This window comes from Primorskyibacter flagellatus (genome assembly GCF_048268605.1).
GTDB classification, from domain to species: Bacteria; Pseudomonadota; Alphaproteobacteria; order Rhodobacterales; family Rhodobacteraceae; genus Primorskyibacter; species Primorskyibacter flagellatus.
On the sequence record NZ_JBLWVF010000004.1, the window covers coordinates 39,556 to 57,223 of the forward strand.

The 17,668-nt window shown below is 61.5% G+C and carries 23 protein-coding genes, 1 tRNA gene, 1 pseudogene and 1 riboswitch; of the genes and pseudogenes, 14 read left to right on the forward strand and 11 right to left on the reverse strand.

Going from position 1 to position 17,668, the window contains the following annotated elements; all coding sequences use genetic code 11:
• Nucleotides 1–503: 503 nt before the first annotated feature.
• Genes ACN0WV_RS06535 through ACN0WV_RS06545 form a run of 3 tightly spaced genes read left to right on the forward strand, consistent with a single transcriptional unit; the run spans nucleotide 504 to nucleotide 2,571 of the window.
• Nucleotides 504–878 (forward strand): hypothetical protein, encoded by a 375-nt coding sequence (locus ACN0WV_RS06535; protein WP_417604486.1) that lies wholly within the window; start codon nucleotides 504–506, stop codon nucleotides 876–878.
• On the forward strand, nucleotides 875–1,732 hold the full coding sequence (locus tag ACN0WV_RS06540) for an alpha/beta fold hydrolase (protein WP_417604487.1): 858 nt from the start codon (nucleotides 875–877) through the stop codon (nucleotides 1,730–1,732). Before ACN0WV_RS06535 ends, ACN0WV_RS06540 begins: the two co-directional genes overlap by 4 nt.
• A complete protein-coding gene (locus tag ACN0WV_RS06545) occupies nucleotides 1,729–2,571 on the forward strand; it encodes a 3-oxoadipate:acetyl-CoA acetyltransferase (protein WP_417604489.1) in 843 nt (280 codons plus the stop codon). The genes ACN0WV_RS06540 and ACN0WV_RS06545 overlap by 4 nt, the downstream gene beginning before the upstream one ends.
• Nucleotides 2,572–2,620: 49 nt before the next feature.
• Here ACN0WV_RS06545 and ACN0WV_RS06550 read toward each other — a convergent pair whose 3' ends face one another.
• The 5 genes from ACN0WV_RS06550 to ACN0WV_RS06570 all read right to left on the reverse strand — a co-directional run bounded on the left by ACN0WV_RS06550 (nucleotide 2,621) and on the right by ACN0WV_RS06570 (nucleotide 6,803).
• Nucleotides 2,621–3,523, reverse strand: coding sequence for a LysR family transcriptional regulator (locus ACN0WV_RS06550; RefSeq protein ID WP_417604491.1), 903 nt, complete (start codon nucleotides 3,521–3,523; stop codon nucleotides 2,621–2,623).
• 51 nt (nucleotides 3,524–3,574) lie between these two features.
• Nucleotides 3,575–4,753, reverse strand: coding sequence for a muconate/chloromuconate family cycloisomerase (locus tag ACN0WV_RS06555; protein WP_417604492.1), 1,179 nt, complete (start codon nucleotides 4,751–4,753; stop codon nucleotides 3,575–3,577).
• A gap of 63 nt (nucleotides 4,754–4,816) precedes the next feature.
• A complete protein-coding gene (locus ACN0WV_RS06560; RefSeq protein ID WP_417604494.1) occupies nucleotides 4,817–5,686 on the reverse strand; it encodes a dioxygenase family protein in 870 nt (289 codons plus the stop codon).
• Nucleotides 5,687–5,718: 32 nt separating this feature from the next.
• A complete protein-coding gene (locus ACN0WV_RS06565; protein WP_116599575.1) occupies nucleotides 5,719–6,240 on the reverse strand; it encodes a flavin reductase family protein in 522 nt (173 codons plus the stop codon).
• Nucleotides 6,237–6,803, reverse strand: a complete 567-nt coding sequence (locus tag ACN0WV_RS06570; protein WP_417604495.1) for an FAD synthetase — start codon at nucleotides 6,801–6,803, stop codon at nucleotides 6,237–6,239. The genes ACN0WV_RS06565 and ACN0WV_RS06570 overlap by 4 nt, the downstream gene beginning before the upstream one ends.
• A gap of 172 nt (nucleotides 6,804–6,975) precedes the next feature.
• On the opposite strand from ACN0WV_RS06570, the gene ACN0WV_RS06575 reads away from it, so the two are divergent.
• On the forward strand, nucleotides 6,976–8,544 hold the full coding sequence (locus tag ACN0WV_RS06575; protein WP_417604497.1) for a 4-hydroxyphenylacetate 3-hydroxylase N-terminal domain-containing protein: 1,569 nt from the start codon (nucleotides 6,976–6,978) through the stop codon (nucleotides 8,542–8,544).
• A 33-nt stretch (nucleotides 8,545–8,577) separates the two neighbouring features.
• On the forward strand, nucleotides 8,578–8,778 hold the full coding sequence (locus tag ACN0WV_RS06580; protein ID WP_417604499.1) for a hypothetical protein: 201 nt from the start codon (nucleotides 8,578–8,580) through the stop codon (nucleotides 8,776–8,778).
• A 343-nt stretch (nucleotides 8,779–9,121) separates the two neighbouring features.
• Here ACN0WV_RS06580 and ACN0WV_RS06585 read toward each other — a convergent pair whose 3' ends face one another.
• Nucleotides 9,122–9,808 carry a winged helix-turn-helix transcriptional regulator gene (locus ACN0WV_RS06585; RefSeq protein WP_417604501.1) on the reverse strand — a complete coding sequence of 229 codons (687 nt, stop codon included), beginning with the start codon at nucleotides 9,806–9,808 and terminating at the stop codon, nucleotides 9,122–9,124.
• A 192-nt stretch (nucleotides 9,809–10,000) separates the two neighbouring features.
• Here ACN0WV_RS06585 and ACN0WV_RS06590 point away from each other — a divergent pair, with 192 nt between their 5' ends.
• The 4 genes from ACN0WV_RS06590 to ACN0WV_RS06605 are packed head-to-tail and all read left to right on the forward strand — an operon-like array spanning nucleotide 10,001 to nucleotide 11,522.
• Nucleotides 10,001–10,354 carry a DUF1428 domain-containing protein gene (locus ACN0WV_RS06590; protein ID WP_417604503.1) on the forward strand — a complete coding sequence of 118 codons (354 nt, stop codon included), beginning with the start codon at nucleotides 10,001–10,003 and terminating at the stop codon, nucleotides 10,352–10,354.
• A 3-nt stretch (nucleotides 10,355–10,357) separates the two neighbouring features.
• Nucleotides 10,358–11,017 (forward strand): glutathione S-transferase family protein, encoded by a 660-nt coding sequence (locus ACN0WV_RS06595; RefSeq protein ID WP_417604504.1) that lies wholly within the window; start codon nucleotides 10,358–10,360, stop codon nucleotides 11,015–11,017.
• A gap of 18 nt (nucleotides 11,018–11,035) precedes the next feature.
• The gene (locus ACN0WV_RS06600) at nucleotides 11,036–11,203 is read left to right on the forward strand and encodes an alpha/beta fold hydrolase (protein ID WP_417604506.1); all 168 of its coding nucleotides are present in this window, start codon (nucleotides 11,036–11,038) and stop codon (nucleotides 11,201–11,203) included.
• Nucleotides 11,204–11,231: 28 nt separating this feature from the next.
• On the forward strand, nucleotides 11,232–11,522 hold the full coding sequence (locus tag ACN0WV_RS06605) for a VOC family protein (protein ID WP_417604507.1): 291 nt from the start codon (nucleotides 11,232–11,234) through the stop codon (nucleotides 11,520–11,522).
• Nucleotides 11,523–11,592: 70 nt separating this feature from the next.
• On the opposite strand, the gene ACN0WV_RS06610 is transcribed toward ACN0WV_RS06605, so the two are convergent.
• Nucleotides 11,593–11,931, reverse strand: a complete 339-nt coding sequence (locus tag ACN0WV_RS06610) for a hypothetical protein (RefSeq protein ID WP_116599582.1) — start codon at nucleotides 11,929–11,931, stop codon at nucleotides 11,593–11,595.
• Between the two features lie 28 nt (nucleotides 11,932–11,959).
• A complete protein-coding gene (locus tag ACN0WV_RS06615; protein ID WP_417604509.1) occupies nucleotides 11,960–12,406 on the reverse strand; it encodes an SRPBCC family protein in 447 nt (148 codons plus the stop codon).
• A gap of 48 nt (nucleotides 12,407–12,454) precedes the next feature.
• On the opposite strand from ACN0WV_RS06615, the gene ACN0WV_RS06620 reads away from it, so the two are divergent.
• On the forward strand, nucleotides 12,455–12,817 hold the full coding sequence (locus ACN0WV_RS06620) for an ArsR/SmtB family transcription factor (RefSeq protein ID WP_084353898.1): 363 nt from the start codon (nucleotides 12,455–12,457) through the stop codon (nucleotides 12,815–12,817).
• Nucleotides 12,818–12,846: 29 nt separating this feature from the next.
• Here the strand turns inward: ACN0WV_RS06620 and ACN0WV_RS06625 are convergent, their stop codons facing one another.
• Complete coding sequence (locus ACN0WV_RS06625; protein WP_417604782.1) at nucleotides 12,847–12,999, reverse strand: hypothetical protein; 153 nt, start codon at nucleotides 12,997–12,999, stop codon at nucleotides 12,847–12,849.
• A gap of 151 nt (nucleotides 13,000–13,150) precedes the next feature.
• On the opposite strand from ACN0WV_RS06625, the pseudogene ACN0WV_RS06630 reads away from it, so the two are divergent.
• Both ACN0WV_RS06630 and ACN0WV_RS06635 read left to right on the forward strand, forming a co-directional pair.
• A pseudogene (locus ACN0WV_RS06630) lies at nucleotides 13,151–13,369 on the forward strand (hypothetical protein); the annotation flags it as partial.
• A gap of 157 nt (nucleotides 13,370–13,526) precedes the next feature.
• Nucleotides 13,527–13,603: transfer RNA gene (locus tag ACN0WV_RS06635), tRNA-Ile, on the forward strand.
• A 184-nt stretch (nucleotides 13,604–13,787) separates the two neighbouring features.
• Here the strand turns inward: ACN0WV_RS06635 and ACN0WV_RS06640 are convergent.
• Complete coding sequence (locus ACN0WV_RS06640; RefSeq protein WP_417604511.1) at nucleotides 13,788–15,239, reverse strand: cobyric acid synthase; 1,452 nt, start codon at nucleotides 15,237–15,239, stop codon at nucleotides 13,788–13,790.
• 2 nt (nucleotides 15,240–15,241) lie between these two features.
• A complete protein-coding gene (gene cobO / locus ACN0WV_RS06645) occupies nucleotides 15,242–15,853 on the reverse strand; it encodes a cob(I)yrinic acid a,c-diamide adenosyltransferase (RefSeq protein ID WP_417604513.1) in 612 nt (203 codons plus the stop codon).
• 37 nt (nucleotides 15,854–15,890) lie between these two features.
• A riboswitch (cobalamin riboswitch) is annotated at nucleotides 15,891–16,099 on the forward strand.
• A 94-nt stretch (nucleotides 16,100–16,193) separates the two neighbouring features.
• On the opposite strand from cobO, the gene ACN0WV_RS06650 reads away from it, so the two are divergent.
• Together ACN0WV_RS06650 and cobW are read left to right on the forward strand one after the other, a co-directional pair.
• Nucleotides 16,194–16,613, forward strand: a complete 420-nt coding sequence (locus ACN0WV_RS06650; RefSeq protein WP_417604515.1) for a DUF1636 family protein — start codon at nucleotides 16,194–16,196, stop codon at nucleotides 16,611–16,613.
• Nucleotides 16,606–17,664, forward strand: a complete 1,059-nt coding sequence (cobW, locus tag ACN0WV_RS06655) for a cobalamin biosynthesis protein CobW (RefSeq protein ID WP_417604517.1) — start codon at nucleotides 16,606–16,608, stop codon at nucleotides 17,662–17,664. Before ACN0WV_RS06650 ends, cobW begins: the two co-directional genes overlap by 8 nt.
• The last annotated feature ends 4 nt before the right edge of the window (nucleotides 17,665–17,668 follow it).

Genomic DNA, 17,668 nt, shown 5'->3' on the forward strand with positions numbered 1-17,668 from the left:
GAGGCCGGTGGCGTATGCCTTGGGGGGGAGCAACGGTGAAGGCCTGAACAGATCATCCGGGCCTCGCGCTGACGCCGGCGGTGCGTAACACGCACCTGATTGTCATGTAGAAACTGCATGTAAGTTCAGAGGCCGCATCGAACGGGATCGCGCCCCTTGCCTTGGTGCAGGCACTTGCCGAGATGTTTCCATGACAGTGAAAGGCTCTGGCGTCGGTGTTTCCTCCCCTGGACGCCGCCTCGGCCCATCGACCTTACGATATGGATTGGTGCAGTGCTGGCCGTCGTTGTCGGCACCAAGAATTGCAGATGATCGATGCCACCGGCACCAGCCGGTCGAGGTTCAGTCGGTCACATTGCGGGTTTTCGAGGCGCTCAGCCTTTCGCGCCGTGTGCTTTCTCTGAACAAGAACGATCGCAGCGGTATCGCGCAATACCAGGCGCGGCATTGTGGCGGCGGGGGGCAAAGGCGATCATGTCGTCGGACTGATCAAGGAGATTGATGTGCTCGAAAGAATTAAAGCGATGCAACAGGCGCTGGCCCGGACGCCGCATCTTGTCAGGCTGGGGCGGCTGTTTTCCGAAACGGTGCTACTCCAGGTGGATGAGGCGGAATACTATCTTCACTTCGACAAGGGCGAGCTTGTCGCCATAGAGCCCGGCCCCAGCCGCAAGATTGCCTGGTGCTTTGCCATCCGGACCGACGCCGCGGCGCTGCGGGCCTATTGGACGGCGCGGCCAACGCCCGGTTTCCACGACCTGTTCGGTCTGGTCAAGATCGACCGGGCAAGGATCGACGGTGACATTCTGTGCTTGGTCAAGAACCTGCGCTTCTTCAAGGAATTTCTCTCCCTCGGACGCGAGGAGATGCCGGCATGAGCATTGAACCCATCACCGGACGCTATGCGACCGTCGAGATCGAGGGCCGCGCCCAGCGGATCTATTTCGAAGAGGCCGGTTCGGGCCGTCCCGTGTTGTGCCTGCACACGGCAGGTGCGGACACCCGGCAATGGCGGCACCTGATGAACGATGCCGCGGTGACCCGCGACCATCGGCTGATTGCTTTTGACATGCCTTGGCATGGCAAGTCGCTGCCTCCCCAGGGTTTCGAGCGCGAAGAATACCTGCTGACCACCGAGACCTACATCGCCACGGTGCTCGCGGTCTGCGAGGCGCTTGAACTTGAGCGCCCCGTTCTTGCGGGCTGCTCCATGGGGGGAAGGATCGCCCTTCAACTCGCGGCCCTGCATCCCGAACGGTTTGCCGGGTTCATCGCCATAGAGGCATCGGATTTCCAGCCCGCCTGGTATGACATCGACTGGTTCGACCGGCCCGACGCGCATGGCGGACAGATGGGGGCGGCGCTGGTATCCGCCAATATTTCTCCCTATGCCCCCGACGCCGAGCGCTGGAATACGCTCTGGATGTTCATGGCCAGCGGGCCGGGCGTGTTTCGCGGCGACCTGAGCTTTTACACCCGTGACGACAGCCTGATCGGACGGCTGGCGCGGATCGACACCAGCCAGACCCCGGTGCATCTGCTGGTCGGTGCCTATGACCTGACCTGTACCCCGGAGGACGCGGAACGCACCGCTGCGGCGATCCACGGCGCGACCTGCACGGTCATGGACGAACTCGGCCATTTCCCGATGAGCGAACATCCCGAGGGGTTTCGGCCCTTCTTCATCGACGCCCTCGCGCGGATGACGGCAGGCAAGGAGGTCGCGGCATGAGCAATCCTTGCATCATCTGTGTGGCCATCACGGGGTCATTGCCGCAGAAATCTGACAATCCGGCGGTGCCTGTCTCGATCGAGGAGCAAGTGGAAAGCACGCAGGCGGCGCATGAGGCAGGGGCGAGCATCGTTCATGCCCATGTGCGCAATCCTGACGGCACCCCAAGTTCCGACCCAGAGCGTTTCGCGCGCCTGCTGGAGGGTTTGCGCAAGCATTGCCCGGAAATCTTGGTCCAGTTCTCTACCGGCGGCCGGTCGGGCGCTGGCCACGAGCGCGGCGGGATGTTGCGGCTGAAGCCGGACATGGCCTCGCTTTCGGTCGGATCGAACAACTTCCCGACCAGGGTCTACGAGAACCCGCCTCAGTTGGTCGACTGGCTGGCGGCGGAGATGGCCGCACATGGGGTGCGGCCCGAGATAGAGGCTTTCGACCTGTCGCATATCCTGATGGCTCATCGCATGTGGCAGGACGGCCGCCTGCGCGACCGTCCTTATGTGCAGTTCGTGATGGGCGTGCAGAACGCCATGCCCGCCGACCAAGAGGTCTTCGACTACTATGTGCGGACGATGCACCGCCTGTTCGGCACGGATGCGCCGTGGTGCGCCGCCGGCATCGGACGGCACCAGATCGAGTTGAACGACTGGGCGATCCGGGCTGGGGGCCATGTCCGCACCGGACTGGAGGACAATGTCAGGCTGGACCGGCATACCTTGGCACCATCCAATGCGGCGCTGGTGGCCAAGGCGGTGACGCTCTGTGAGCGATACGAACGCCCGGTCGCCAGCGCTTACGAAACCCGCGCTATTCTCGGCTTGCACCAGCCGGTCGTGGCTTGAGAGTGGTTTCCACTCGGCGCGCTGCCACCGGCGCGCCTTTTCCCGGTGATTACCGGCCGTCCTTCTGGATCTTGCGGGCAAAGCTCTTGGCAAGAGTGGCGAAATTTTGGGTATGTATGCCTTGGTTGTCTTGCCGCACGGCGAGGGAAATCGTCGTCCCCGGATTGTGCCCCTCGTAGTCGCGGTAGACCACCCCATGTCGCGGCGACAACGAAACCGAGCGCGGCACCAGCGCAATCCCGACCCCGACCGAGACCAGCGAGATCGCGGTCTGGAAGTCTTGGGCCAGGACTTCCTTGGCGGGGATGAAGCCTTCCTTCTTGCACACGTCGAGGATCTGATCGGCAAAGCTGGGCCGGGGACGACGCGGATAGAGCACGAAAGTCTCGCGTTTCAAATCGGACAGGCGCGGCACCTCGGCGCGGGCCAGATCGGATTCGGCCGGAACGGCCAAGATCAGCGGTTCTTCGTGGAACGGGAAACACCGGATCTCGTCGTCGACCAGTGCCGGGCGGGCAAAGGCCACATCGATCTGGCGCGCGATCAGGGCGGTCTTCAGCTCGGCATTGTTCATCGCCGACAACGCCAGTTCGATGTCGGGATAGGCATTGCGAAACTCGCGGATCAGCTCTGGCAGGACGCCGTGGCTGGCGGTGCCGACAAAGGCGATGCGCAACCGGCCCGCCGCGCCTTCACCGATGCGCCGGACCTCACGTTCGGCGCGCTCGACCTGATCCATGATGTCACGCCCACGCTTGAGCAGGGCATCTCCGGCCTGGGTCCGGCGGATCTGGCTGCGGGAGCGGTCGAAAAGCAACACGCCCAGGTCGGACTCGAGCTGCGCGATCTGGCGGCTGAGAGGTGGCTGCGCGATGCCAAGGCGCGTCGCGGCGCGGCCGAAATGCAGTTCTTCGGCCACTGCCACGAAATAACTCAATCGCCTGAAATCCATAGCCGTCCTCCCCTCGGCCATCATCCGACACCCATCCGCATGGAACAAGCCCTACGAGGGTCGCAGGGCATCGCGCAGGCGGTCTTCGTCGAGATGCACGCCAAGGCCCGGCCCCTGCGGCACGCGGAGGTGGAAATCCTCGATCACCAGCGGGTCACGCACGATTTCCGAGACATGCAGGCGCGGGCCGAAATGCTCGCATCCCCAAGGCAGACGTGGCAGCGTGGCGAAGACCGCCAGATGCGCCGCGGCCCCGATCGAACCTTCCAGCAAGCAGCCGCCGTAAAGCTCCATGCCGCTGCTTTCCGCGACCCTTGCCGCCTGGGACAGCGCCATAAGCCCGCCGCTCTTGACCAGTTTCAGCGAATAAACGCTGCCGCAGCCCATGGTGCCGGCGCGGGTAATCTCGCGGTGGGAAAAGGCGGCTTCGTCGACCATCAGGGGGATCGGGCTCTGCGCGGCCACCCGTGCCATGCCCTCGAAATCGTCGCCGGGCAACGGTTGTTCGATCAGGTCGACCTGCAATTCCTTCAAGATAGGCAGGTAGCGGCGGCAGTCGGCTTCGCTCCACGCCTGATTCACGTCGACGATCAGGCGGCGCATCTCCGGCACCTCGTCGCGCAATTTTTGCAGGCGGCGCAAGTCGGCCTCGGGGCTGGCAAAGCCGAGCTTGATCTTGAAGTCACGGTGTTCACGGGTGGCCAGCTTGGCGCGGGCCTCCTCGACCTCCTGGTCGGCATCACCCGAGGCCAGCGCCCAGAGCACCGGCACGCTCTCGCGCAATGCCCCGCCGAGGAGAGTCGTCACGGACACGTCGAGAGACCGCGCGAGGGCATCGAAGGTCGCCGTCTCGATGGCCCCCTTGGCGGAATTGTTGCGAAAGGCGGCCCGGGACATGCGCGCTGCCACCTCGGCGGGCCGTGCGGCGGGACAGCCAATCAGCGCGGGTGACAAATAGCGCGTCACCACCGCCTGGATCGATTCCACCGATTCTTCGGCCCAGCGGGGCCCGCCAAGTACCGCCGCCTCGCCGATGCCTTCGATTCCGTTGGCCAGCCGCACCCGGACCAGCACAAACTCGCGCTTGCTGAACTCGGTGTTGGACAGCCGATGCGCACGAATGCTGGGCAGGGTAACGATCTGGGCCCGGATCTCGCGGATGGCGGTCCGGCTGATGAAGTCCTGGTCCTGCGTCACGGTATCGACGACCTCGGCGGTGGAATACGCCATTGGGTTCTCCTTGGGATAAAGAAGCGGACGCCCCGAAGGACGCCCGCGAGGCGAGATTACAGGTTACTCGGCGGCCACCGCCTGGGCCTCGGCATCGCGCTTGAGGCGGAAATCGAAGCGCATCACCAGATCGGTGTCGGCCCCGTCAGGCGCTGGTTTCATGTCACCGATCAGGCTCTCTTTGACGGCAAAGACAGAATCGTTGTCGAGATACTCGGTCTCGCTGTCGTAGATCTGGCTGATCAAGGGCTTGTAGCCTGGCTTCGAGATCATGAAGTGAATGTGGCCGGGGCGCATCGGGTGGTGGCCCATGTAGTTCAGCAGTTCGCCGGCCGCCCCATCATAGGGGATCGGATAGGGCTCGGGGCGCAGGCCGACGAAATCATAAGAGCCATCGGCCTCGGTCAGGAAGCGGCCGCGCAGGTTGTAATCGGGCTGCTCAGGGTCCTGCTGTTCGTAAAGCCCGTTCGGCGCATCCTCCCAGACGTCGATTTGCACGCCTTCGATGGGGTCGCCCTTGGTATCCACGATACGACCCGAGACGCGCACGGTTTTCTGACCTTCGAAGTCCTTTTGCACGATGCTGGCGCCCTTGGGCAGGACTGGCGGGTTCTCGCGGTAGAACGGGCCCAGCACGGTGCTTTCGCTTTCGCCGTCGGTGACCTGGTTGTCGAGCATGTCGACCAGAACCTCGACCCCGAGGATATCGCAGATCAGGATGAATTCGTTGCGCGCCTCGCTTGAAATATCGCCCGCGCGGCGCATCCATTCGCAGCCCTCCAGCCATTCGCCGTGGGTCAGGTTCACCTCCTTTACGAAAGCGTGGAAATGCTTCAGCGCCGAGGTCATGATCTCGCGGTTGCGTTCTGGAATATCGGGTTTCATCGCGCCGGTGACGGCCTCGGTGATGTTGTCCAGGGTGATGTTTCGCATGGGTTTCTCCTCCTTTGCGTATGTCGTGGGCGTTACCAGATCGCCTCGGCGATGGGATCGCAGAGTTCCGGTGCTGGGGCCTGTCCGCCGATGACGCCGAAGCGGCCCTTGTAGAAGATCAGCGGTCGCGCACCGGGATCGGTGAGCAGTCGGCTGACATGGCCGATGAAGATCGTGTGATCGCCGGCCTGCACCTCGTTGACGATGTCGCAGGCATAGGCCGCCAGCGCACCTCGGATCACCGGCAGGCGGTCGAGATCGTCGAACGGATTGGCAAGGCCTTCGACGGGCCGTCCCGCGAAGTGCCAGGCCAACCGCTCGGAGCCTTCGGCGAGCGTACTGACCGAGAAGCGGCCGGTCTGTCGCAGATGTGGCAGGATTTTCGCGCGCTCCCCGATGGAGATCGAGATCAGCGGCGGGTCAAGCGAGATCGACATGAAGGCATTGGCGGTCATGCCGTGGTCGCCATCGGCATGGCGCGTGGCGATGACGTTGACGCCGGTGCCAAACAGGCCGCAGGCATCGCGAAGCTGGCGGGGATCAAGTTGGGTCATGCGGAGGTCTCCGGGTTGAGGCCGGGACGCAGCAGCGTCGCCGCGGCGGCAGTCAGTCCTTGTTCCAGCAGGCCGCGGATGCGGGTCGAGGACACCACCTCGCCGGCGGCGCAGCGCACCGGGGGTTGGACATGAACGTCGAACCGGCGGGCCAGCAGGGATATGTCGCCTTCCTGTTTCGCGCCGAAACGAAAGTCGCCACCGACTCGAATCTCGCGGGGTCCCAGCAGGGCCAGCCGGGCCATGAATGCGGCGGGAGAGAGCGCGCGGAGCGCCTCGTCGAAGGAAAACACCACCACATGGTCGGGACCCAGCGGCGAGATGCGGGCCAGTTTCGCCGCCAGCGGGCAAAGCTGCGTGGCGCGGCCGAAGAAAACCTTGGGCGGCGGATCGAAGGTGCAGACCACGGAGGGCACGCCCAGAGCGCGCGCCCGTTTCACGGTGCCGGAAATCAGCGTCTGGTGGCCGGAATGCACACCGTCAAACGCCCCCAGCGTGACGACGCTGGCACCAAGCGTTGGCACGTCGCGGTGAAAGTGGGTCAGGTCGGGTTGGTCAAACATGGCGGCCTCCTCTGCCGGTTAGGATGACATTAGCGGCACCGGGCCCGAGGAGGCGATACCCGGAACGGTATGCTGTCATACCTAGCGGCACGGGCCGTGTCGGACGCAGGGTAAGGGCATATCGTCGGGCGGCACTCAGGCCGTTCCGTCGCTTCATCGGAGGAGAAAGACCATGCCCAAAGACGCCACACCCGGTTCCAAGACCGAGGCTTTCACCGGACAGGAGTTTCTGGAAAGCATTCAGGACAGCCGCGAGATCTATATCTATGGTGAACGCGTGAAGGATGTGACCAAGCACCCCGCCTTCCGCAATTCCGCCCGCATGGTGGCGCGCTGGTACGACAAGTTCCACGAGCGCAAGGACGTAATCGGGGTTGAGGCCGACAATGGCTCGGGCAATATCACGCATCCGTTTTTCCTGGGCTCGAAGACCAGCGAGGACCTGATCAAGAGCCGCGACGCGGTGGCCGACCTGCAAAAAGTCTCTTACGGGTGGATGGGCCGGTCGCCCGACTACAAGGCCGCCTTCCTCGGCACGCTGGGTGCCAATAGCGGGTTCTACGGCGAGTATGCCGGCAATGCGCTGAACTGGTACAAGAAGACCCAGAATCGGCTGGACTACTGGAACCACGCAATCGTCAACCCGCCGATCGACCGCGACCGTGCGATCGAGGAGGTCCGCGACGTCTTCATGCATGTCGAGAAGGAAACCGACGCCGGGCTGATTGTCTCGGGTGCCAAGGTGGTGGCGACCGGATCGGCACTGACCCACTACAATTTCATCGCCCATTACGGCATCCCGGTAAAGGACAAGGAATTCGCCCTGATCTTTACCGCGCCGATGGACGCCGAAGGTGTCAAGCTGATCGCCCGGTCGTCCTATGAGTTCAACGCCGCCGCCACCGGATCGCCGTTCGACTATCCGCTGTCCTCGCGAATGGACGAAAACGATTCCATCCTCGTCTTCGACAAGGTGCTGGTGCCCTGGGAGAACATCTTTGTTTACGGCGACACCGACAAGATCAACCAGTTTTTCCCGGCCTCTGGCTTCGTGCCCCGCTTTACCCTGCACGGGCTGACCCGGTTGTCGGTCAAGCTGGATTTCATCGCCGGTCTGTTCTCGATGGCAGTCGAGGCGACGGGGTCCAAGGATTTCCGCGGCGTGCAGACCGCGGTGGGAGAAGTTCTGGCCTGGCGCAACCTTTTCCATGGCCTGTCCGACGCCATGGTGAAATCGCCGGTCCCATGGGATGGCACGGACGGCTACAACCTGCCCAACACCAATGTCGGCCTCGCCTACCGGGTCTTCGCGCCCATGGCCTATGGCCGGATCAAGGAGTTGATCGAGCGCCATGTTGCATCCGGGCTGATCTATCTGCCCTCCTCGGCGGCCGATTTCGAAAGCGAAGCGATCCGGCCCTATCTCGACCGCTTCGTGCGCGGCTCGAACGGCTATGCGGCCATCGACCGCGTCAAGCTGCTCAAGCTGCTCTGGGATGCCATCGGCACCGAGTTCGGCGGCCGGCATGAGCTCTACGAGCGCAATTACGCGGGCAACTACGAAAACACCCGCATCGAGACCCTGTTGAATGCCACTGCCAATGGCGACCTCGCCAACCTGCAAGGCTTCGTGTCCCAGTGCATGGGCGAATACGACCTGTCCGGCTGGACCGGCAAGGACCTGATCAATCCCGACGACATCAACCTCGTCGGACGCGGGATGCTTCAGAGCTTCGGCTGAATATCAGATATCGGGGGCCGTCTCACACCGGAGATGGCCCCTTTTTCCATCCGCAAGAGTGATGTGATCCCCGAACATGTCCTCGACGATCGCTGGAGGCTTTCCCTAGATTTTCCTGAACTGGGAGAGGACCGGAAACCCAAGAAAGCGTTCATCCTCAAACAAGGCGAAGAGTTGGCGCTCGATAGAGAGATGCTGCCGGACGTGTTTCGCCATCGTTCATATCTGATGTAGAATTTTTGCAAGAAGGGCCTGCCACAGGCCTTTGCCACGCAGGCCGCGAGTGGCCGTTTCGGAATGCACCGCCCTCCGCTGCAAGCGCGCCGACGTCCGTTTCTGACGATGCTATGCCAACCGATTTATTGGGCGTCCATCTCCACATTTAGGAAAGGTTCGGGGCTGTCCTCCGCCTCAAGCTTCTTGCCTTTGATCCATCAATACGGATTTCCGCCCTTGCGCAGAAAGCTGCGATCCTGGCTACAGCAAGGTGATCAATGAATATGACGTCGTACCGCTCGAGGTGCCGCACAACCCTGTTGATCACCTTTTGCCTGAGGGCTTTGATCCTGATGCGGTGCTATGTCGTGTATTGCGCGGGCAGTTCGAAAAGATCGATGAACCAGCGGCACAGGTCCGCATCGCCAATCATCTCAACGCCAACCGTTTCGGGGGCCTCGTTGCCATAAAACACTGCCGCCAAAGGCGGTGCCGCAGGGGCAATGATACGCAGATCGGTCCCATCCACCTCGCCCCGCGTGACAGGCAAGACGCTGTTTTCAAGGCGGGCCGTAAATTGCGCGGTGCCAATGGTCAATTGAACCACGGCCGTCCTCCCCTGCGCGGCCTCGGCTTTGAACATCGTTCTCAGCGACAGCATGAAGGACACTGGCGAGAGGGGCAATGTCGGGTCATGCAATGGCGAAGCTGCGGCCCAGCGACCGAGTTCCTGGATGATCGGTTCAGCCGCATAGCCCCAGTCCGTCAGGCCGTAGAGCTGCGCCGGCACCGGTTCGGGCGCTGTTGAACGCAAGATCACGCCATGGCCCTCAAGCCCCGCGAGCCGTTCGGTCAGCACCTTGGCACTGAGGCCCGGCAGGCTGGCGCGAATGTCGCTGAAACGGCGCGGCCCGAACATCAACTCGCGCACGATCAGTAAGGACCAGCGTTCGCCCAGTAACTCAAGTCCGAAAGCGGTGCCGCAGGCATCATCGTACCAGCGCCCGTGGGGGGATTTTGCTCGACTGGTAGTATTTTGTAACTTCATAGTTGCTTTTTGTAACTCATATATTTTAGCCTGTCCAGATCGACCATGCGAGTCGGCAAATCTGTCATGCCACCCACATGCACAAGCCCAAGTTCACAAGAGGCGCTGCATGGGGCCCGTGATCAGAGCCAAGCGGTCACCCTGTCATGGTCAATGATTGGCGTATGCCAAAAAGCAAAGAGGAGAGACACCATGACCTATGTTGCCGGATTCCTGACCCCCGTCCCGAATGAAAACAAAGAAGCCTATATCGCAAGTGCCCAAAAGGCCTGGCCATTGTTCAAGGACTACGGTGCCTTGCAGATCGTAGAGGCTTGGGGCGATGATGTTCCTGAAGGCGAACATACCGATTTTAAACGCGCGGTGGCATTGAAGGATGGTGAAACCGTCTGTTTTTCCTGGATCATCTGGCCCGACAAGGAAACGCATGACAAGTGCGGTGCCAGCATGCAGACCGATCCGCGTTGGCAAGACATGGATATGCCCTTCGATGGCAAGCGGATGATGTGGGGCGGCTTCACGCCCTTGGTTGAGGAAAAGGCTTAAACCATGGGGAGCGCCAATTCGTCAGTACCTACCATCTGGACCTTTGACTGGGTGCCCGATGGTCCGCGCGGCTTTGTGCGGGATCTGCGGTTGCGATGGGCTTGCGAGGAGGCGGGGTTGGACTATCAGGTCCGCTCGGTCCCTTTCGAGGATCGCGGGGCGGATCACCTTGCCCATCAGCCTTTCAGGCAGGTGCCGTTCTTGACGGATGGCGACCTGCGCCTCTTTGAAAGCGGTGCGTGCCTGTTGCACCTTGCCGAGAAAAGCGAGGTCCTGATGCCGCAGGACGCAGCGGAGAAAGCGGACACGCTGACTTGGGTCATCGCGGCATTGAACTCGGTCGAGATGGTCAGCCTGCCGTGGTGGTTTGTCGGATTGTCGAACCCGCCCGAGAACCCGCTTGAAGACTGGCTACGTTCACGTCTCGACGTGCTGGAGGGTGTGTTTGCCGCGCGTGACTGGCTGGCCGCCGGGCGTTTCACCGCCGCCGATCTGATCATGGCGGATGTTCTGCGCCTGCCTTGGGTCCGCGGCCTTGGCAGCTATCCGGCAACGGATGCCTATGTGGCGCGAATCTGTGCGCGACCCGCCTTTGAAAAGGCTCACGCTGACCAAATGGCCCATTTCGCAGCAGCGGACGTGGCCCGCGACGGTGAAACGTAAAACCCCTCGGAAAGAAGCTTGCTGAGTGATACCGATTTTATACCTGTCGAGCACGCCGCGCAGATGGCCAGGAAGATCGGCGCTCAACTTGCCGTTCTCCCCGACACAACGCATATGTCGATCATGTCCCGCCCCGATTGGCTGGCACCTTTGATCGCGAACCGGATCGAACCGGCGCAAGAGTGATGGCGCAAAGCCGATACTGGACGAAGATGTGACAGAGATCATCGGTAGCCCCGATTGCGGCAATTCACCGAAGAACAAATTCGTGCAGGACATCGCGATTGTGCTGGAATACGGCGCAGGAAAGGCCGAGCAGTTTGGCGATACGGAAAGCTATCTTGCAGGTAACAAACTGGCCAGCACCTACGATCGCCTGACGGTGAGCGGTGTCAGCTTCTCCCAGGCCCCGGTAGATGCGGGCGCGGTTCGCATGGCGGTGCTTGATGACACATGCGGCAACCTGATCCAGCTTGTGCAGATCAAGGATGCGCAAACCAAGTGACGCGCGCTTGCGGTCCAATCCGAACGCCACCACCCGGCAAACAACCGGGTGGTGGCTTTAATTTAACCACTCACCCCATCTGTTCGCGGCGCAGCAGGATCACTGTTCCGGCCGGGTCTGATGTCCAATGGCCAGTGACATTGGTCAGCGGTTCCAGCTCGTCGCGGCAGGGGCTGCCCAGGTGCGACAGTGCGGCGTCCGGATCGTCGTCGAACAGCTCGATCCAGACATCCGTCTGGCTCTGGTGGGGCACCCGGTCGATCCACAGGGTTAAGCTGCCGAAATTGAAGCCCGTGCTGTTGTCCAACTCGCGGGTGACCGTCAGGCCCACTTTGTCACGGTAGAAGGCCACGGTCTCTTCCCAGCGGTGCATCGGCACTTTGATGGCGATGTTCTTTCCCGGTTCCATGTGATGTAATTCCTCTTTCAACGTTGATTTACTTGTAGAAACCGTCACGCAGGTTGATCCCGTGCTCCAGCCAGGCCTTCATTGCGCAGAGCATTGCCGTCCAGCCTTCACAGTTACCAAAACATGAGGTCAGCCCGGCCTCGGTTTCGGGCCAGCCGTATTCGCTGATCCGCAACAGGGTGCGCCCGTCATCCAGCGGGCTGAACTCCATGGTCACGGTCGTCCATGTGGAGGTTTTTTGGTCCGCCTCCCACTGCAAGACAATTTTCTTGTTGGGGATTACTTCCAGCACCATGACCGGGAAGGCTCCGGGAAAATCGTGGAAATCCCACGTCACCTCGACACCGCTTTCCAGCCGCCCCCGCGCCCCGCCGGTGGTGAAGTATTGCGACAGAAGGTCAGGCGAGACCACGGCTTCGAAGACCTCCTCGACCGGCTTGGCGATACGCCCGGCCACTGTAAATTTCAGTTCCACGATACGAATCCTCTTTGCTTCGCTTTTATAATGTTATAAAATTATAACATGTCAATCGAAGATCAATATGATGCCCTGTTCAAAGCGCTCGGGCACCGCGTGCGGCGGCGAATCCTGGACCTGATCAAGGACGGCCCGAAGACGACCGGCGCGCTGTGTAAGACGCTGACGGAGCTTGACCGATGCACGGTGATGCAGCATCTGTCAGTAATGGAGAAAGCCGGGCTGGTGGTGGTCGAACGGCGCGGGCGTGAACGCTGGAACCATCTGGACGCCTTGCCGATCCATGATCTGCAAACCAGGTGGATCGGACCTTACGCCGCGCACGCGATCACGATGCTCGATGATATAAGTAGGCTGGCCGGAACCGATGCGCCGACCGCCGACATTGCTGACAAGAGTAACGCCTGAGACGCTTGAGCAGGTCGCTTGTCCGCTCCTCACTTGTAAGAACAGACCACAGCGAGTGGGCAGTTTGAAAATCGTTCCTCCGCTTGGCTTTCAATGACCGGTGTGACGACAGCAGATTGCATCGCAGCAAAAGATTTGCCGCCGCGAAGTTCGGCAATCGCCCCATCGACGATCAGCCCCAAGATTGCCAGCCATCTCTCTCGATCCGCCAATGGTGCAGGATCGTGCCTTTTTCGAACCGCGACAGACGGTGCCTCCGTGTGCCGCTGGGCTCGGATGCTCAGGTCAGGTTGGGGGTTCACCCTTAGAATCCAGCGCGATGGTTGGGAGACAAGAGCTGGCTCTTACGACCGCCGGAGCCGCGTTCAGACGAAACCTCTCATCATTTGCAAGCAAACCACTGCCGGTCAGCGGATGCACCGCTTGAAACTGCTGAGCCAACGGCTGAGGGCAGGGCGACCAGACCGCCAGGTCACCGAACTTCACGGTCGTGTTGTCGGAATGAACGGCTTTACCGCGCTCGGCATACGCGTCACAGAAGCCGTCGGATAAGTGTGGCTGGAGAAAAGAGACGGCATGGCCGCCACCCGAGTTGCGCAAAAGACTTGCAAATGTCCAAGCTTAGCGTTGACGAAACGAATGGCATCTCATTCTGGCCTCTCGCATGCTTGACGCCGCCGCGAACTGTAATTAGGCAATGCGCTATGGCGGGCCTGTAGCTCAATTGGTTAGAGCAGAGCGCTCATAACGCTTTGGTTGCGGGTTCAAGTCCTGCCGGGCCTACCAGATGCCGCAATAATTAGTTTTATTGCAGGACTGCGTCTTGTTTGGATGAACTTTACGGGACGGTTCAGCCCGTACAGCTCGGAAGGCCAGCCTGATCCCACCATTTACGCATATCATCGCCCAAGCAATTTTCAGGGCAAGGCTTTCCGTCGCGCGTCTCTAGGAAGATACCCGAAGGGAACGTTCAGGTCTGCGCGATAGCCAGAAGACCCTCGACGTTCAGATGAGTCTCGAGATGCGCCGCCAACGCATCCAGTGTTTCCTCGACCACGCCATTGTAGGATTGCGGGCCTGCGCTTACGCCAAGTGCGGCAAGCCAGGCGCGGCGAAACGCATCATCGGCGAACATCCCGTGCAGATAGCTGCCGCTGATCCGGCCATCGGGCGACACCGCACCTTCGAGAGCGTCCGCCACATGGGCAAAGGGCCGCATCCTGTCGGGGCCGTCGCTGGTGCCGATGTGGATTTCATAGCCGCTGAAGGGCAGGCCCGTGGCCACATGACGGGCCGTCACCTCCGTCAGGTGTTTGTCGCCCCCCATTACCGTCGTGGTGTCGAGCAGACCCAGACCGGGCGTGACGCCCGGCGGACCCTCCAGCCCATCGGGGTCGGCAACGCTTTGCCCCAGCATCTGATAGCCGCCGCATATCCCCAGAATGCGGCCGCCGCGTCGGTGATGTGCGATCAGGTCGATGTCCCAGCCCTGCGCGCGCAAGAACGCCAGATCGCCCCGTGTCGATTTCGATCCGGGCAGGATCACCACATCGGCATCCGCCGGCAGAGGTTGCCCGGCCGGCAGCATCGTTATCCGCACTTCCGGTTCCGCCAGAAGCGGATCGAGATCGTCGAAATTGGCAATGCGTGAGAATTGCAGGCAGACAATATGCAGACGTCCTTTGGACGGTGCCTGCCGGATATCCAGCGCATCCTCGGCAGGTAGGCGCCAGGCATCGGCGAACCACGGTGCGACACCAAAGCCGCGCCAGCCCGTGCGCGCCTCGATCATGGCATAGCCATCGTCGAAAAGACGCGGATCCCCGCGGAACTTGTTGATGATAAAGCCGCATACACGGGCGGCATCGGTTGGATCCAGCACCGCTTGCGTACCGACGATCTGTGCGATGACGCCGCCGCGGTCGATATCGCCGCAGAGGATAACGGGCACTCCGGCGGCTTCGGCAAAGCCCATATTGGCGATATCGCCCTTGCGCAGATTGATTTCCGCCGGGCTGCCAGCGCCCTCGACGATCACCAGATCATGCGCGCGGCCCAGCCGGCCGAAACTGTCCAGAACCGAAGCCATCAGGGTGGACTTGATTTTGAAATAATCGCGGGCCTTGGTGGTCGTCAGCCGCTGGCCCTGCACGATGACTTGCGCGCCCGTGTCGGTTTCCGGCTTCAGCAGGACCGGGTTCATGTCGGTATGCGCGCGCAGCCCGCAGGCCTGTGCCTGAAGCGCCTGCGCGCGACCGATCTCGCCGCCATCGGATGTGACGGCAGCGTTATTCGACATGTTCTGCGGTTTGAACGGGGCCACCGACAACCCGCGATTGCGGGCGGCGCGGCACAGTCCTGCAACCAGCATGGATTTGCCGACATTGGACCCGGTGCCCTGAATCATCAGCGCCCGCGCCATGCCTACATCTCCACGCCGTTTTGCGCCTTGATGCCATCGCGGAACGGATGCTTGACCAGCGTCATTTCGGTAACAAGGTCCGCCGCCTCGATCAGTTCGGGTTTCGCGTTGCGCCCGGTCAGGCAAACATGGGTCATGGGCGGTTTCTGGTGCAGCAGAAAATCGACGACCTCGTCGATATCCAGATAGTCATACCGCAGGGCGATATTGATTTCATCAAGCAGGACAAAGCGAATATCAGGGTCGAGGATCTGCTCTTTGGCGATCTTCCAGCCGTTTTGCGCTGCCGCTATATCGCGTTCGCGGTCCTGTGTTTCCCATGTGAACCCTTCGCCCGAGACGAGAAAGCGGCATTCATCGGCAAAGCGTTCGCGCAGGAACAGCTTTTCACCGGTCACCCAATCGCCCTTGATGAACTGGACCACAGCGCAGGGCATGCCGTGCGCGATGCAGCGCATGATCATTCCGAACCCCGATGACGATTTGCCCTTGCCCGCGCCGGTATGCACGATGAGCAGACCTTTTTCCTCGGTCTTGGTCTGCATCATCTTGTCACGGGCCTGCTTGATCTTGCGCATTTTATCCGTATGGCGCGCATTTATGTCGTCGGTCATTGTTCATCCCCGTTCTTGACAATCCAATTGGTTTGGGAGCATCTGCACCTGTGTTGGTGCCTGTGTAAACAGGTGAAAAGGGAATGTGCGCCCGGAGGTTTTCCGGTTAAGCACAGCCGCCCCCGCGACCGTGAACGGAAAAAGGTGGATCACCGCCACTGGCCAAAGGCTGGGAAGGCAGATCCACCGCAGGGCACCGCCCCTAAATCCGTGAGCCGGGAGACCTGCCAACATACGTTGCCACGACCGGACGGGGTGTTCCGGTGTCGGGGATTGCTCTGCTGGTCAGTGCTGCCTCGCCATCAGACCCGCGTCCCATTTCTAAATGGGACCGAAGACCATGACAGACAAACGAAACCCTACAAGTCGGGACGGGCCGCCGACGCAGCTTTTGGTCTGCGTCAAATGCCGACGGGGCCAAGACATGCCGCAGGATGCGCGCCGCCCCGGAGAGGCGCTTTATGATGCGATCACCGCGCTGGAGATGCCGGCGGGGGTCAGTATTGCGCCGGTCGAATGTTTGCAGAACTGCGATTACGGCTGCACCGTCGCGCTGCGCGGTGGAGATGACAAATGGACCTATGTCTTCGCCAATGTTGACGAGGTCGATCACGCCCAGATGATCCTGGACGGTGCCGCGCGCTATCACACCACAATTGACGGCTTGATCCCCTGGCGCGAGCGTCCCGAGCATTTCAAGCGCAATTGCGTGGCTCGTATCCCCCCAATGACCCAGCCTCAGGAGGCCCTGAATGACTGATCTTGCGAAACTTCCTGTCACCGTGATCACCGGGTTTCTCGGCTCTGGCAAGACCACCCTGATCCGGGGCCTGATGCAGAACCCCGGCGGCAAGCGTCTGGCCGTGATCGTCAACGAATTCGGCGATGTTGGCGTCGACGGCGAAATCCTGAAAAGCTGTGCGATCCCCGATTGCCCGGCCGAGAATATCCTTGAACTGGCCAATGGCTGTATCTGCTGCACCGTGGCTGATGATTTCATCCCCACGATAGAGGCGCTGATGGCGCTGGAGCCGCGCCCCGATCACATCCTGATCGAAACGTCGGGGCTGGCGCTGCCAAAGCCGCTGCTCAAGGCGTTCGATTGGCCCGATATCCGGTCGAAAATCACCGTGGACGGGGTGATTGCCCTTGCCGATGCCGAGGCGGTCGCGGCAGGCCGGTTCGCGCCCAACGTGGCGGCGGTTGATGCGCAACGTGCGGCCGACGACAGCATTGACCACGAAACACCCTTGTCGGAGGTGTTCGAAGATCAGATCGCCTGCGCCGACATCATCCTGCTGACCAAGCCCGATCTGGCCGGTCCCGAAGGCGTCGCCAAGGCCAAGGCGCTGATCGAGGCCGAGGTGCCGCGCCCCTTGCCGGTGGTCGAGGTTGCCGAGGGCGCGATTGATGCCCGTATCATTCTGGGGCTTGAGGCTGCTGCAGAGGATGACATGGAGGCCCGGCCCAGCCATCACGACGACCACGACGATCATGAACATGACGATTTTGAATCCATCGTCGTGGACATTCCTGATCAGGCCGACCCCGCCATGCTGGTCGCCTCGATCGAGGCACTGGCGCGCGATCACAACATCCTCCGCATCAAGGGGTATGCTGCGGTGACGGGCAAACCGATGCGCCTTCTGGTGCAGGCGGTGGGCGCGCGCGTGCGCCACCAGTATGACCGCCCGTGGCGCGATGACGAGGCGCGGCAAGGCAGGCTGGTGGTGATTGCCGAGCATGACGACATCAATACCGACGTGATCCGCGCCGCCCTTGGTGTGGCCTCGGACCGCGCGGCAGAGTAACTGG